Annotated in this window: 12 protein-coding genes and 1 pseudogene; 8 read left to right on the top strand and 5 right to left on the bottom strand. The window is 39.1% G+C overall.

Features of this window, described 5'->3' with window-relative positions; all coding sequences use genetic code 11:
• Window positions 1–38 precede the first annotated feature (38 nt).
• Both G5B12_RS12405 and G5B12_RS12400 read right to left on the bottom strand, forming a co-directional pair.
• Window positions 39–1,403: a sensor histidine kinase gene (locus G5B12_RS12405; RefSeq protein WP_059085543.1), complete on the bottom strand. Its 1,365-nt coding sequence runs from the start codon at window positions 1,401–1,403 to the stop codon at window positions 39–41.
• Window positions 1,404–1,407: 4 nt separating this feature from the next.
• Window positions 1,408–2,109, bottom strand: a complete 702-nt coding sequence (locus G5B12_RS12400) for a response regulator transcription factor (RefSeq protein ID WP_015515120.1) — start codon at window positions 2,107–2,109, stop codon at window positions 1,408–1,410.
• A 156-nt stretch (window positions 2,110–2,265) separates the two neighbouring features.
• Here G5B12_RS12400 and G5B12_RS12395 point away from each other — a divergent pair, with 156 nt between their 5' ends.
• The 7 genes from G5B12_RS12395 to G5B12_RS12365 all read left to right on the top strand — a co-directional run bounded on the left by G5B12_RS12395 (window position 2,266) and on the right by G5B12_RS12365 (window position 9,929).
• Window positions 2,266–3,030, top strand: a complete 765-nt coding sequence (locus tag G5B12_RS12395) for an ABC transporter ATP-binding protein (RefSeq protein ID WP_118511435.1) — start codon at window positions 2,266–2,268, stop codon at window positions 3,028–3,030.
• A complete protein-coding gene (locus G5B12_RS12390) occupies window positions 3,027–3,752 on the top strand; it encodes an ABC transporter permease (protein WP_059085545.1) in 726 nt (241 codons plus the stop codon). The genes G5B12_RS12395 and G5B12_RS12390 overlap by 4 nt, the downstream gene beginning before the upstream one ends.
• Before the next feature lie 16 nt (window positions 3,753–3,768).
• Window positions 3,769–4,539: an ABC transporter permease gene (locus G5B12_RS12385; protein ID WP_059085546.1), complete on the top strand. Its 771-nt coding sequence runs from the start codon at window positions 3,769–3,771 to the stop codon at window positions 4,537–4,539.
• A gap of 4 nt (window positions 4,540–4,543) precedes the next feature.
• Complete coding sequence (locus G5B12_RS12380) at window positions 4,544–4,702, top strand: hypothetical protein (protein WP_171030307.1); 159 nt, start codon at window positions 4,544–4,546, stop codon at window positions 4,700–4,702.
• 692 nt (window positions 4,703–5,394) lie between these two features.
• Window positions 5,395–7,497, top strand: a complete 2,103-nt coding sequence (locus G5B12_RS12375) for a penicillin-binding transpeptidase domain-containing protein (protein WP_174088421.1) — start codon at window positions 5,395–5,397, stop codon at window positions 7,495–7,497.
• A gap of 40 nt (window positions 7,498–7,537) precedes the next feature.
• On the top strand, window positions 7,538–8,695 hold the full coding sequence (locus G5B12_RS12370; protein WP_015541269.1) for a DUF6070 family protein: 1,158 nt from the start codon (window positions 7,538–7,540) through the stop codon (window positions 8,693–8,695).
• Complete coding sequence (locus tag G5B12_RS12365; RefSeq protein WP_059085548.1) at window positions 8,682–9,929, top strand: DUF6070 family protein; 1,248 nt, start codon at window positions 8,682–8,684, stop codon at window positions 9,927–9,929. Before G5B12_RS12370 ends, G5B12_RS12365 begins: the two co-directional genes overlap by 14 nt.
• Before the next feature lie 27 nt (window positions 9,930–9,956).
• On the opposite strand, the gene G5B12_RS12360 is transcribed toward G5B12_RS12365, so the two are convergent.
• Together G5B12_RS12360 and G5B12_RS12355 are read right to left on the bottom strand one after the other, a co-directional pair.
• Window positions 9,957–11,753 (bottom strand): BlaR1 family beta-lactam sensor/signal transducer, encoded by a 1,797-nt coding sequence (locus tag G5B12_RS12360; RefSeq protein WP_117457978.1) that lies wholly within the window; start codon window positions 11,751–11,753, stop codon window positions 9,957–9,959.
• A gap of 10 nt (window positions 11,754–11,763) precedes the next feature.
• The gene (locus tag G5B12_RS12355; protein WP_026077000.1) at window positions 11,764–12,138 is read right to left on the bottom strand and encodes a BlaI/MecI/CopY family transcriptional regulator; all 375 of its coding nucleotides are present in this window, start codon (window positions 12,136–12,138) and stop codon (window positions 11,764–11,766) included.
• Between the two features lie 118 nt (window positions 12,139–12,256).
• Here G5B12_RS12355 and G5B12_RS12350 point away from each other — a divergent pair, with 118 nt between their 5' ends.
• Window positions 12,257–12,670, top strand: coding sequence for a winged helix-turn-helix domain-containing protein (locus tag G5B12_RS12350; protein WP_019162151.1), 414 nt, complete (start codon window positions 12,257–12,259; stop codon window positions 12,668–12,670).
• A 23-nt stretch (window positions 12,671–12,693) separates the two neighbouring features.
• Here G5B12_RS12350 and G5B12_RS17300 read toward each other — a convergent pair.
• A pseudogene (locus G5B12_RS17300) lies at window positions 12,694–12,963 on the bottom strand (hypothetical protein); the annotation flags it as partial.

Raw genomic sequence — 12,963 nt, 5'->3', positions numbered from 1 at the left:
TGCATCTGGCGTTGTCTTATAGATTTGTACTTGCCTGTTTATCCGATATACGGGAATATTAAAGTGGCTTCACACCCTTTCGGGAAAACATTAGTAAGTTTGAAAGTGCCGTTATGAGCTATGGCGACTTGTTGGACAATCAGCAATCCAAGCCCATGTCTTAAATCAAGCCGTTCATCTGTGCTTTCCATATAATGCGGTTTTTCTTCCAGCTCTTGCAGCTTTTCAGCAGACAGACCCGTTCCGTTATCCGTAACCGCCAAGATAAGATGGTTTTGCGATGCTGTAAGCGAAAGGCAGACTTCACAGCCCTGTGGGTTGTGTTTCATGCTGTTCTGGACAAGGTTGTTTACAGCTCGCGAAATCAATCTGGCATCACATTCCAACACAGCATTTTCGGCGTCAGGAGTGATCTTAATTCCGATGTTGTAGCTATCGGAAATTCCTGTATTCAACAGGTCTGCTACATAGGATCGCAGTAGTTTGGATAAGCGAACCATCTCTTTATGAAGCGGCTGCATCTCATATTCCAACTGCGATACTAAATTCAAATCCTGCACCAGCTCTTTGATTTTTACACTTTGCTTCCGTACTATTTCCGCCTGTTCACGGATGCTCTTGCTGGCAGCTTTACTTTCTGCAATACGGTCCGCATACCCCATAATCATGGAGAGAGGTGTGCGGATGTCATGGGAAACGCCGCTGATCCAGTTCGCCCGCGCTTCATTTTGCCTATTCAAAATGGAAGAAGCTTTGTTTACACTGCTTGCAATTTCCGATAGTTCTCCGCTGATATGAAGTGAAACTGGCTTTCCGTCTGCCAAAGTTTTCACAGCGGACACAATCGGTTCGGTATTGTGAATGATTCTGCGTTTGGAAAAGTAATAGGCTGAAAAGAGGCACAGCAAATCCAAGCCAAGCATCCCCAGCACAAAGATGGGGAGTCGTTGAAGTGCTGCAATGGAATAGTAATTGCTGGTGAGTTTTGTGTAGCTGTCTGTGGGATAGCCCAGCACCAACAACCCATCATCGGTGTTCCAAATAAAAACCGGGTAATCCTCAATATACCCTTTTGAAAATAGTGCGACATCTTGAATTGTGTAATTTTTCGGCACATTGTCCGGCAAATCAACCGACCAATAACATTGACCATCTGTGTTCAAGTAGATCGCCCAAATATGATTCTGTCGGAGCATTTGCACCGCCTCATCCGATAATTGTTCCGGTGTAGCAGCGGTAGCAGTCATTTCCAACATGGCTTGCGGGGATGAATCGCCATAATCCTCGGTCACAATCTTTTGAAAAGTCAGACCGAATACTACTGCATTAAGAAAAAGCAATATCAGAATAAAGGCAACGAACGACACAAGATATTTAGATATATAACTTCCGAATGATTTCATGACATCACTTCCTTGCTATCAGCTTATAGCCTAATCCTTTAATGGTTATTAGGGACACGGGTTTTGATGGATCGGTTTCAATTTTTTCCCGGACGCGCCGGACATGAGCATTGAGGCTGTTTTCGTAGCCAAAAGGATTATCCCCCCAGAGGGCTTCACAAAGCGCATCTACGGTAACAATCTTTCCAGCATTACGGGCAAGCGTTTCAAGTAAAGTATGTTCTTTGGCTGTCAGGGAGATAATTTCGCTGCCCTTATGGACTTCGGCCCGGCTGAAATCAATCGTACATCCATCCAAAACAAGCAGCGGTGAATCCTCTTTGTAGGTCCGCCGCAGTACCGCATAGATACGCAGTAACAGTTCCTGCGGCATAAAGGGCTTAGAAATGTAGTCATCTGCACCAAGCCCCAATCCCGATAATTTGTCTGCTGCTTCGTCCTTTGCTGTTAAGAAAATGATCGGCACATTGGTAAAAGTGCGGAAATGTTGCATCAGAGAAAAGCCATCCCCATCCGGCAGCATGACATCCAAAACAATTAAATCGGGAGTTTCCTCTTTTGCGGTCAAAATAGCTTCTTTGACTGTCATTGCGGTAAGGACAGTTTCAAATCCTGCATCTTTCAATATATCTGAAACCATTTTCAATAGTTCCTGTTCATCATCTACCAACAGGAGCCTTTTAGTATGTAAAAAGGAATTATCCATAGCAGTTTCTCCAATCTGATTTTGTTTGTTTCTATTATATCATGGGCTGTCCATTCTGCGTTCTTGTTCCTTGAAAAGTAAGGTAAAAGTAAGGACGGGAGAATGTAGATGTCAGGTTGAAGTTGTACCATAGAAGCATCGAAAGGAGATGTTTCTATGGACTATATCATTACAACGGAACAGTTGACCAAGAAATATAAGAACTTCACTTCGGTCAATCATGTTTCGCTTCATATTCGCAAGGGCAGCATTTATGGTTTTCTTGGCCCGAACGGGGCAGGCAAATCCACTACCATGAAAATGCTGTTGGGGTTGACCACTCCCACAAAAGGCAGCTTTACCATTGATGGGAAACAGTTTCCGCAGGATCGGATTGCCATTCTCAAAGAGATCGGCTCTTTCATCGAAGCGCCGTCTTTCTACGCGAATCTCACCGGGCGGGAAAATCTTGACATTATCCGCCGCATTTTGGGACTGCCGAAAGCTGATGTGGAAGATGCTCTGGAACTGGTAGGGCTGACCGAGTTTGGCGACCGGCTGGCAAAACAGTATTCGCTGGGAATGAAGCAACGCTTGGGCCTTGCCGGGGCGCTCTTGGGGCGTCCGCCGATTCTGATTCTGGACGAACCCACAAACGGTCTTGACCCGTCTGGTATCCATGAAATCCGCAATCTGGTAAAATCCTTGCCCAGCCTTTACGACTGCACGGTGCTGATCTCGTCCCATATGCTGTCTGAAATCGAATTGATTGCAGATGACATTGGAATTCTCAACCACGGGCGGCTGCTGTTTGAGGGAAGCATGAATGATCTGCGTCAATACGCCCTGCAATCCGGCTTCGCTGCGGACAATCTGGAAGATGTGTTCCTTTCTATGGTTGAGAAAGATAACATGGACAGAAAGCAGAGGGCAAAATTATGAAAACGCTGGCAATCGAACTTCGGAAAGAAAAGCGAACCGGCGTGATTCCTGTGCTGCTGGCCGTTGGTGTCTTGGGAGCCGCCTACGCATTTGTCAATTTCATTGTGCGGAAAGACACACTTCTGAATCTGCCGCTGGCCCCGATGGATGTCTTGTTGACCCAGCTCTACGGCATGATTATGGTGCTGAATCTGTTCGGTATCGTGGTTGCTACCTGCATGATCTACAACATGGAATTTAAGGGAAGTGCCGTAAAGAAGATGTATATGCTTCCCGTCAGCGTCCCAGTCATGTATCTGTGCAAATTTCTGATTCTGACGGTCATGTTTTTGGTTGCAATCGTGCTGCAAAACCTGGCACTTGCACAGATTGGAATGACGGACTTGCCGGACGGAGCATTTGAGATGGGTACGCTGGTACGCTTTGCCGGATACTCTTTTCTCACATCCATGCCGGTACTGTCGTTTATGCTGTTGATTTTCTCGCGCTTTGAAAATATGTGGGTGCCGCTTGGAATTGGTGTTGCCGGTTTTCTGAGTGGTATGGCCCTTGCAAATTCGGGGCTGATGCTTTTGCTGGTGCATCCTTTTGTGATTATTCTGAAACCAGCAGTAGCCATGAGTGCCCAGCCTGATTCGACGGTTGCCCTTGTCGCTTTGGTGGAAACACTGTTGTTCCTTGCTGTGGGCTTGTGGCTGGCGAAGTACAGACGCTACGAGTAAGGAGGGATAATAAGAAATGAGCTTTTTGGATTTACTCAAAATCGAGTTTATGAAAGTAAAACGCTCCAAAATCGTACCCCTGATTTTCATTGCACCTTTATTGGTGGTGGTTTCCGGGGTTGCGAATTTGAGCAACTACTTTACACCGGAATACACCAATGCGTGGCCTGCCATGTTTATTCAAAGTGCGCTTGTTTACGCCTACTATCTGCTTCCATTCAGCATGATCGTGGTTTGCGTGATGATCGCAGGACGAGAAACAGGAAATAACGGGATTCTGAAAATGCTGGCGCTACCGGTCAGCCGCTGCGCATTATCCATTGCCAAATTCTGTGTGCTTACCTTTTATCTGTTTATGGAGATGGTGGTGTTTCTTGTCGTATTTGTAATCGCTGGGCTGATTGCGACACAGACAATGGGAGTAACAGAAACCCTGCCGATCCTATATCTTCTGAAATGGTGCTTGGGGCTGTTTCTGACTATGCTGCCGTGCATTGCGGCTATGTGGGCCATCACTGTGCTGTTTGAAAAACCGCTTCTTTCTGTGGGATTAAATCTGCTGCTTGTGATTCCCGGTGTATTGGTTGCGAATACGCCGCTGTGGATCGCCTACCCGTACTGTTACAGCGGTTATCTCGTTTCCTGCTCTCTCCATGACTTTACAGCAGAAACTTCCGACGCCGCTTTTTCGTTTTCGGTGTTTCCGTTCCTGCCGTGCGCGATTGTAGTGTTTGGCCTGTTTTTCGCGTTGGCTGTCACCCAATTTGGGAAAAAAGAAATGAGGTAAAACTATGGAAAAGAAAAAATTTCAATCAGTTAGTATCGCTGCGCTCATTGTGAGCATCCTACCGCTGGTGGCTCTTGCCCCATCGCTTCTGCACCTTTCGCTGTCGGATGGAGTCCGAACCGCTTGGGCCGGAGCCAATATCGTTTTTGTCCAGTATGTTTAATAGGGTCTGACCCCAATGTCGGGAACTTTGAGAAGTGTTAACAGGTATATATTGGAAGAATTCAGCCAGGGAAACTCTGGCTGATATAAAAACACATCTGCAGAAACAGTGACTGAAGAAATTTTGAGTAGTGGAATTGGGAAGAAGTATTTAGATACTATAATAAAGAGATTAGCTGGCTTGTATACTGACAGAGAGGACATAGTAAACAGATTTGCGTTATTATCAGGGATTGTAGGGAGATTCCGAAGAGCTTTTGTTCAGATGATGAAACAATAGGATTGGTACAGGAAATATATGGAACAAAAGTTAATAAAGGGATTTGTTGCGTTTTCTGCTATAATAATCTGCCAGCAAAGAATGTGTTGTCTGAATATGTTTGTGATTATAAGAAACGAGCAGGGTTATTTCAAAGATCAGCAGATTTAGAGTAGTTCTTTTTTTTCTGAGAGAAAATTAAAAATCGTTTTTGGTTCTTCTGGAGAGTGATTATAGCGTTTGGGAAACATCCGGAGAAACCATTACCTCAGAGTGTCGTAAAGTTCTTTATCAAAGAAGGCTTTGAGATGCCCTTTCTTTTTTATGCAAATCTTTTCTCTTGTCTACATATATAAACCTAAGAAAAAGCTTGACGTTTAAATATTACAAGTGTAATATTTAAGAAAATATGAAAAAAGGAGAAATAAAACTATATGAGAAAAAAGAAAAGAAAAAAACACACGAAGATTATTACAAAAATAGTTTTATTTAGCGGTATATTGATTGGTGGTGGAATCGGTATTGTAACAATAATGAATTGTAATGTTCCTGAAAAAAGACTAATGGAATATATGAAATATATTGAAAAAGGGGAATATGAGCAAATGTATGCCATGCTGGATCAGAAAAAAAGCAGCATGAACAGTAAGGAAGAATTTATAGAACGAAATTCTAAAATATATGAAGGCATTGAGATGTCTGATCTGTCCATAACCGATATTACAGTAAAAAGACAAGAAAACGGAAATGCGGCAGTTTCCTATACAACAAATATGCAGACTGCTGCAGGAAATGTAGAATTTACCAACGATGCGGTATTTTCACATGATTGGACAGGATATCATTTAATCTGGCAGGATCAGTTGATTTTTCCAGAGTTATCTGCAACGGATAAAGTTCAGGTAACGTCAGAAGAGGCAAAGAGAGGAGATATTTTAGACAGAAATGGTCGTCAGTTGGCTGGAGAGGGAACTGCATCTTCGGTAGGAATTGTTCCGGGCAGGATGGAGAACAGAGAAGATACAATAAAAAAACTGGCAGAGTATCTTGGAATTGGAGCAGACGAAATTGAGGATAAGTTAAAAGCCGGTTGGGTAAAAGCAGATTCTTTTGTACCAGTAGCAACAATTCCTAAAATAAAAGAGGTCGATCTTTTGACAGTGAATCCGGATAAAACTGTTCTGGAAGAAAAAGAAAAGCAGGACACATTATTGAAGATTCCAGGTATTATGTTATCTGATGTAAAAGTACGAACTTATTATCTAAAAGAAGCTGCCTCTCATCTGGTAGGGTATGTACAGGCGGTTACAGCCGAAGATTTGCAGGAACATAAAGGGGAAGGGTATCGTACAAACAGTGTGATTGGAAAGACTGGACTGGAAACGCTTTATGAAAAAGAACTAAAAGGAACAGATGGGTGTGAAATCTGTATTGTAGATGCAAATGGAAATAAAAAAAGTGTTATTGCATATGAGCCTAGAAAAGATGGAGAAGATATCCATATTACGATTGATGGTGATCTTCAAAGTACTCTTTATGAACAATTTAAAGAAGACAGAGGATGTTCTGTAGCTTTGAATCCTTATACAGGGGAAGTATTGGCGTTGGTAAGTACGCCATCTTATGATAATAATGATTTTGTACGTGGAATGGACAACAGCCAGTGGAGTGCATTAAATGAAAATGAAGACAGGCCTTTATACAACCGCTTTCGCCAGACATGGTGTCCTGGCTCAACTTTTAAACCTGTAATTGCTGCAATTGGATTAAAAGTGGGGGCATTTACTGCAAATGACGATTTTGGAAATGAGGGTCTGGCGTGGCAGAAAGATTCCTCGTGGGGAGATTATACAGTGACTACACTTCATGATTATGAACCTGTGATCTTGAAAAATGCGCTTATTTATTCAGATAATATTTATTTTGCAAAAGCAGCATTAAAAATTGGTGCGGATCAACTGATGCAGTCTCTAAATCAAATAGGATTTAATCAGGAACTTCCATTTGATATTAAAATGTCAGAGTCCCAATATTCTAATATGGACAAGATAGAAACAGAAATCCAGCTTGCTGACAGTGGGTATGGACAGGGACAGATTCTGGTAAATCCTTTGCATCTTGCAAGCATTTATACGGCTTTTCTAAATGATGGAAATATGATAAAGCCATATCTTCACGCGGATGGTGGAAGCACTTCCAGTGAAATCTGGATAAAAGATGCTTTTTCACCACAAATTGTTTCGGAGGTTATGGAGGGGTTAGAGGGTGTAGTGAATAACCCGGAAGGAACTGGTTATGGAGCATGCCGGGAAGACATTAGATTAGCAGGAAAAACCGGAACAGCGGAACTGAAAGCTACAAAAGAAGATACATCTGGAACAGAAATTGGCTGGTTTACAGTTTTTACTACAGATAGAGATACAAAGAATCCTATTTTGCTCATCAGTATGGTAGAGAATGTGAAAGATATTGGAGGAAGCGGTTATGTGGTGGAAAAGGATAAGGCGATACTGGATGAATATCTTGGTAATGAATAATTTTTACCTTTAAATATTACAAATGTAAGAGGAAAATGATATGAAAAAAATTTGGAAAATATTTGTGGGAGTTATTTTTCTTGCTGTCTGTAGTGGATGTGGCATAAAGAAAGAGCAGAAAAAGACAATTGAAGATACGAAAGAAAAAATTTACAGAGAGTGTGAAATGCTAGCAGAAGGCTATCGGAACATATATGAGAATGCTGTGAAAGAAAATGCACTATATGAGCTGAGTACAATACAAAAAAGTATGGATTATTTTGGAAAATATGGATATGCAGTAATTGATTCCTACAATCAGCTGGATATGGTTCAAAGTATTAAAGTAGATGATTTTTTGAAAAAAGCAGAAAAAGAGAAGAATGGAAAAACTACTATATTTCAAGTTATAGCAGGGGATTATTTTATCCGGTATGATCTGAAAACCAAACAGGGGAAAATAGACGTTGAAGTAAGCTCTTTTAAATGGAAAGAGGACACTTGGCAGGAAACATATTATCATGAGTTTAGAGCTAATTCATGGAAATATACAGAAAACGGGCATTTCTTTATAGAAGAATATCATCCGGCAGGATATGATGGACCGTCTGGATATCGGGACTTTCGGGTAGCACCGTTAAATAAAAAATGTCGGGAGTTGAATCGAAAATATATACTTCCTTTTGGATATACACTTAATAAATTGTTTACTTCTAATTGGAGTGAAAAAAATTATGATGGAATAAATTTTTATGATGTTTTTGATCGTTTACTTTCAATGGAAGAAAAAACTGATGAATTTAAGGAAGGAAAGACTTATGAAATCCCAAAAGAATCATTTGAAACGATATTTCAAAAATATTTTAATATAAGCGCAGAGATACTGCAGACAGGAACGGTATTTCACACAGAAATACAGACATATCGGTATCGAACCAGAGGAATCGTATATGATTTTGCTCCCACACCATATATTCCATATCCGGAAGTTGTTTCCTACATAGAAAATCAAGATGGAACAATAACACTGGAAGTAAATGCGGTATGGCCACAAAAAGAATTAGATCAGGCGTTTTGTCATAGCGTAACCATTCGGCTGTTAGATAAAGATAGATTTCAATATGTATCCAATTATGTATCAAGGTCAGAAATAGAGGTTACCTGGTATACGGAAAGATTATCAGACGAAAAGTGGGAGGAATGTTATGGAGATAATTGATATGATTACAAAAAGAAAACTGAAAAAGATGATGAGCGTTTTATTTATTTCGGGATGCTTTTTCATAGGAAATACAAAATGTAAAGGGGCTGATTTAGAATATATTTCACAGGAAACTGCGAATTATGCTGTACAAGAAAGAGGATATGATTTGCCAGTAGATGAAGTCGTGAAAGAAGAAGCTATTGAAGATTGTAAGAATGTTATGAATCAGATGAAAGTCATTTATCAAAAGGCGGATAAAGGGACTTCATCGAATATAGTAGTTTCTGAGACAGTAATGGAAGAAATGCAGGAAGTATTAAAGGAAAAAAATGTCCCCGTTATTACATCAGCACCGTATTCAAATATGGCTAATTATTCTAAAATGGAAGAATTTCTTTTCAGGGCAGAACAGGATCTGACAGGAGATATCGTCTTATATAGGATTAACAGGGATGGTGGGATAGAAAGACTCAAATTCAATTATGATGGGACAGATATGTATTTGCTGGCTGTGAAAGCTGTTTGGGGTATGAACGACAATCCATCTATTGTATATGTTTCGTATACAAGGATAGAAGAATGGAAATATACAGAAAAAGGCTGGTTTGGTTATACGCTATGCGTTCCAAAGTATCCGGAAGTATCAGAAGCGGTTGATGGCAGTTCTATGATAAGAATTAAACCTTTAAGTGATGAATGCAGGGAAGTTTCAAAGAGGTGTGTGTATTTGCTTGGATATCAGGGGAATAATCTTTTATGTTCTGATTGGGATAGATCTGATATGGAAGGGTTAGATTATAATGGTTTATATGAATATTTATATCGAATGAAATACGGGGAGAGATATGAGTTTTCAGGTAACTCAAGTGGAATTCCGGCAGAAGAGTTTGAAAATCTGATAATGGAGTTTTTGCCGATAACAGCAGATCAAATTAAAAAATGGGCAGTATTTGATTCGGAACATCAAACTTATGACTGGGAACGATTAGGCTGTTTAAATTATAGCCCTACTCATTTTGGAACATCTTTACCGGAGGTCGTTGAAATAAGAGATAGCGGAGAGGGAAACAGTGTGTTGGTTGTTGATGCTGTATGTGATACATTTATATGTAATGATGCCGTTATTACAAGTGAGCTGACTGTTAAGTTCAACGATGATAAGAGTTTTAAATATATGGGGAATAAAATTCTGAATAATGGTACGAAAGAAGTTCCCAAATATCAATATAGAATAAAAAGAAAGAACTGATAACAACTATCAGCCCTTTCATATTTGTTAATTCCATATATGTAATTTTTTTAAGATATCAGAAGTGATTTCAAATGCTTTTTTGCCAGTTGCATTAGAATCACTTTGGATATTGGTTGCAAAATAATAGCTGTTATCGGAAGTTTCTACATATCCGATAAACCAGCCGTTGATATCCTGTCCGTTGACACGACCGGTTCCAGTTTTTCCGTAGAAATTACCATTAGGTGTACTGGCAATTTTTATAGCATTTTTAACAGAAAATACATTTTGGAAATTTAGATGGAATTCATTTGTGTTAAATTTTTTTAATAATGTTACTTGCTCTAAAGGCGAGATTTTTAATGAAAAATCGGACCAGTATAAATCCAGATTTGAACTGGTTGTTTGGTTTCCATATTCTATTTTATTCAAAAATTCCTGGACTCTGTTAATTCCGAGCTGCGAATCAATTGCCTGGAAATACCAGTTAACGGAATTTTGCATAGCAGAGTTTAAATCCTGATCAGCTTCCCAGGATGGAAAAGGAAAGGCATCACCATTCCATGTCATGGAAGAGTGTTCTGGTGTGATGATTCCGGATTCCAACCCTAATAATGCATCGTATATTTTGTAGGTAGACTCTGGCGGAATACGTTTGGTGGCTTCTTCAAGATCGTATATTTTCCAGGAATCCAAATTATTGTCATACAAAACAAATGATCCATCATATGTTCCAAATGTTTCGGATATATCTAACAGGGAGATATTTTTGTCTGTATCACTAAAATGATATACGCTTTGAGTAGAGGCATCAATGGATAAAATGGGTGTACATCCAATAAAAACAGCACTAATGACCAGATAAATTATCAATGCTCTCATTTTTTGATAAAGAGTTTCTTTCCTAAAAACGGCGATGTTGAGAATACGTCGTTTCATCTGCCTGAAATTTCCGGACATTCCAACTGCCAGTGGAGAGGAAAAAGAGGATATTTTTTCTGCAAAATTAATCAGTGTAGTTCCATAAGCTTGGTATTCATCAGCAGAAATCATCTGCAATACAGCAGAATCACAGGCTATTTCACGGTCACAGAGAATTTCTTTTAAAGTGTACCAAACAAAAGGGTTAAACCAGTAGAGTATATTACTTATGACCATGAGGAAGCCAATAAATGTATCTTTGTGACGGTAATGCTGTAATTCGTGTAGCAGCATAAAACGCATATCATCAGGATTCAGTTCGGAAATTAAATGGATGGGAATGTAAATTCTGGGATGTATTATTCCGATTAAAACTGGTGATTTTAAAAATGCAGTACTGTAGACTGATACTGGGTGAGAGATTTTAAGTTCCTTTAAACAATTGTAATAAATAGTTTTTACCTGCTGATTTTGAAGCGGGAGAGCAGATCTTTTTATGGAACGTACATAGTTTAATGAATGAAGGGTGAGGACTGACATAATCATAACACCCGTTATCCATATTAGAAAGAGTATGGTATTCAAGCCTCCAGAAAATTGACTACTGATGGAAACTGAAAAATCATTCACCTGGTTTAACAAAATATTTTGTGTATTACTGGTAAGTTCGGATAGCGTGTCGGTACCAGAGTTAAGTCCTGAGTCAGTTTGAAAAAAATGTAACCATGAAAAAAGTTGTGAGCCATGAATCTGTACAGGAAAAAATGGCACGGCAAGTAATAAAAATAAAAGAAAACAGAGATGGTACTGTGTAGTCGCAGATAAATATTTTTTCAGAAGTTTTTTTGTTCCGATTATTACAAGTGTAAAAATACATATGAAGATATTACTGATTAAAAAGTGGATGATCCAGTTGCTCATTCAAAACCTCCTATTTCTGATGTTTTGATAATAAATGGCGTAAGTTATCAATTTCTGTTGAAGAGAGCTTATCGTCTTCAAGGTAAGAAGCCAGCATAGAAGAAAGATTTCCATTATAATATCGCTTTAAAAAAGAATTGCTTTCCTGGCGTATATATTCATCTTCTTGGACTAATGGAGTATAGACAAATACCCGGCTTTGTTTTTCGCAGGAAAGAGCTTTTTTGGAAACAAGTCTCTTGATAAGAGTTTGAATTGTTTTTGGACTCCAGCTGGTAGTTAGAGTAAGTTTTTCTGTAATTTCATTTGTATTGATGGGAGCATATTTCCATACAATTTTCATAACTTCAAATTCGGCTTCTGAAATCTGGGGTAGTGACATAATAAAATCCTCCTGCTAAATCCTACATATGTAATAAATATATTATATTACTTGTAGAAGAAAAAAGTCAAATGGCAGATGATATATAGAATATAAAATTAATAATGTAGAGGCAATAAAGGTGAAAAAGATAGAAATTATTGAGAGAATCACAGATGCTAATGGAAGCATAAGTGAAAACATATTGACTAGCTGGGAACATAAAAACCAATTCATACCGGAAATTATAAGGTTTGGAGAATTAAAAATATATCTACAGGAACGAATTGTTAAAAAGAATGATAGTGATGTTCATCTTTCAAAATATGAATATGATATTTTACTTTTTTTAGCGAAAAGTCCAGGTAGAATATTTGGAAAAGAAATGGTTTATGATCTGGTATGGAATGAACCTTATTCCGGTGATTATAATGTGGTTATGCGACATATCTGCAATATCAGAGAAAAAATAGAAGATGATCCTGGACAACCATTATATATACAAACAGTACGAGGTGTAGGATATCGGTTTAATGGGAATTTAGGCAGCGAGTGAAATCGCTGCCTATTATTATGGTTTTACAAAGAAGGGAGTTGGTTATGAGAAGATCTTTGTATTTCAGGAGCATCCTGTTTGAGATATTTGGACAGGTTTTGATGTATCAATTCCAACTCTTTTATTTCTTGCTTAAAAGAAACGTATTGAGTATTTAGAGATTCTTTTCTGGAAATAAGATCTGCAATTTGCTCTTGCAACTTATTGGAATTAAGATGTTTCAGGTTTATACCATTTTTGAATATTACGGTGCGGCAGAGCCGCCAGTCCGGTGTGGCGAGAGCCACCTGTCC

It is taken from the genome of Blautia sp. MSK.20.85, from assembly GCF_013317245.1.
In the GTDB taxonomy this organism is placed as follows: domain Bacteria; phylum Bacillota; class Clostridia; order Lachnospirales; family Lachnospiraceae; genus Blautia_A.
The sequence above is the reverse complement of the archived record's forward strand: the minus strand, read 5'-3'. Positions and strand labels throughout refer to the sequence as shown.

What these genes read in the sequence shown, in the direction of transcription:
- G5B12_RS12405 (WP_059085543.1), bottom strand. Translation starts at nt 1,403, where the DNA reads ATGAAATCATTCGGAAGTTATATATCTAAATATCTTGTGTCGTTCGTT.
- G5B12_RS12400 (WP_015515120.1), bottom strand. Translation starts at nt 2,109, where the DNA reads ATGGATAATTCCTTTTTACATACTAAAAGGCTCCTGTTGGTAGATGAT.
- G5B12_RS12395 (WP_118511435.1), top strand. Translation starts at nt 2,266, where the DNA reads ATGGACTATATCATTACAACGGAACAGTTGACCAAGAAATATAAGAAC.
- G5B12_RS12390 (WP_059085545.1), top strand. Translation starts at nt 3,027, where the DNA reads ATGAAAACGCTGGCAATCGAACTTCGGAAAGAAAAGCGAACCGGCGTG.
- G5B12_RS12385 (WP_059085546.1), top strand. Translation starts at nt 3,769, where the DNA reads ATGAGCTTTTTGGATTTACTCAAAATCGAGTTTATGAAAGTAAAACGC.
- G5B12_RS12380 (WP_171030307.1), top strand. Translation starts at nt 4,544, where the DNA reads ATGGAAAAGAAAAAATTTCAATCAGTTAGTATCGCTGCGCTCATTGTG.
- G5B12_RS12375 (WP_174088421.1), top strand. Translation starts at nt 5,395, where the DNA reads ATGAGAAAAAAGAAAAGAAAAAAACACACGAAGATTATTACAAAAATA.
- G5B12_RS12370 (WP_015541269.1), top strand. Translation starts at nt 7,538, where the DNA reads ATGAAAAAAATTTGGAAAATATTTGTGGGAGTTATTTTTCTTGCTGTC.
- G5B12_RS12365 (WP_059085548.1), top strand. Translation starts at nt 8,682, where the DNA reads ATGGAGATAATTGATATGATTACAAAAAGAAAACTGAAAAAGATGATG.
- G5B12_RS12360 (WP_117457978.1), bottom strand. Translation starts at nt 11,753, where the DNA reads ATGAGCAACTGGATCATCCACTTTTTAATCAGTAATATCTTCATATGT.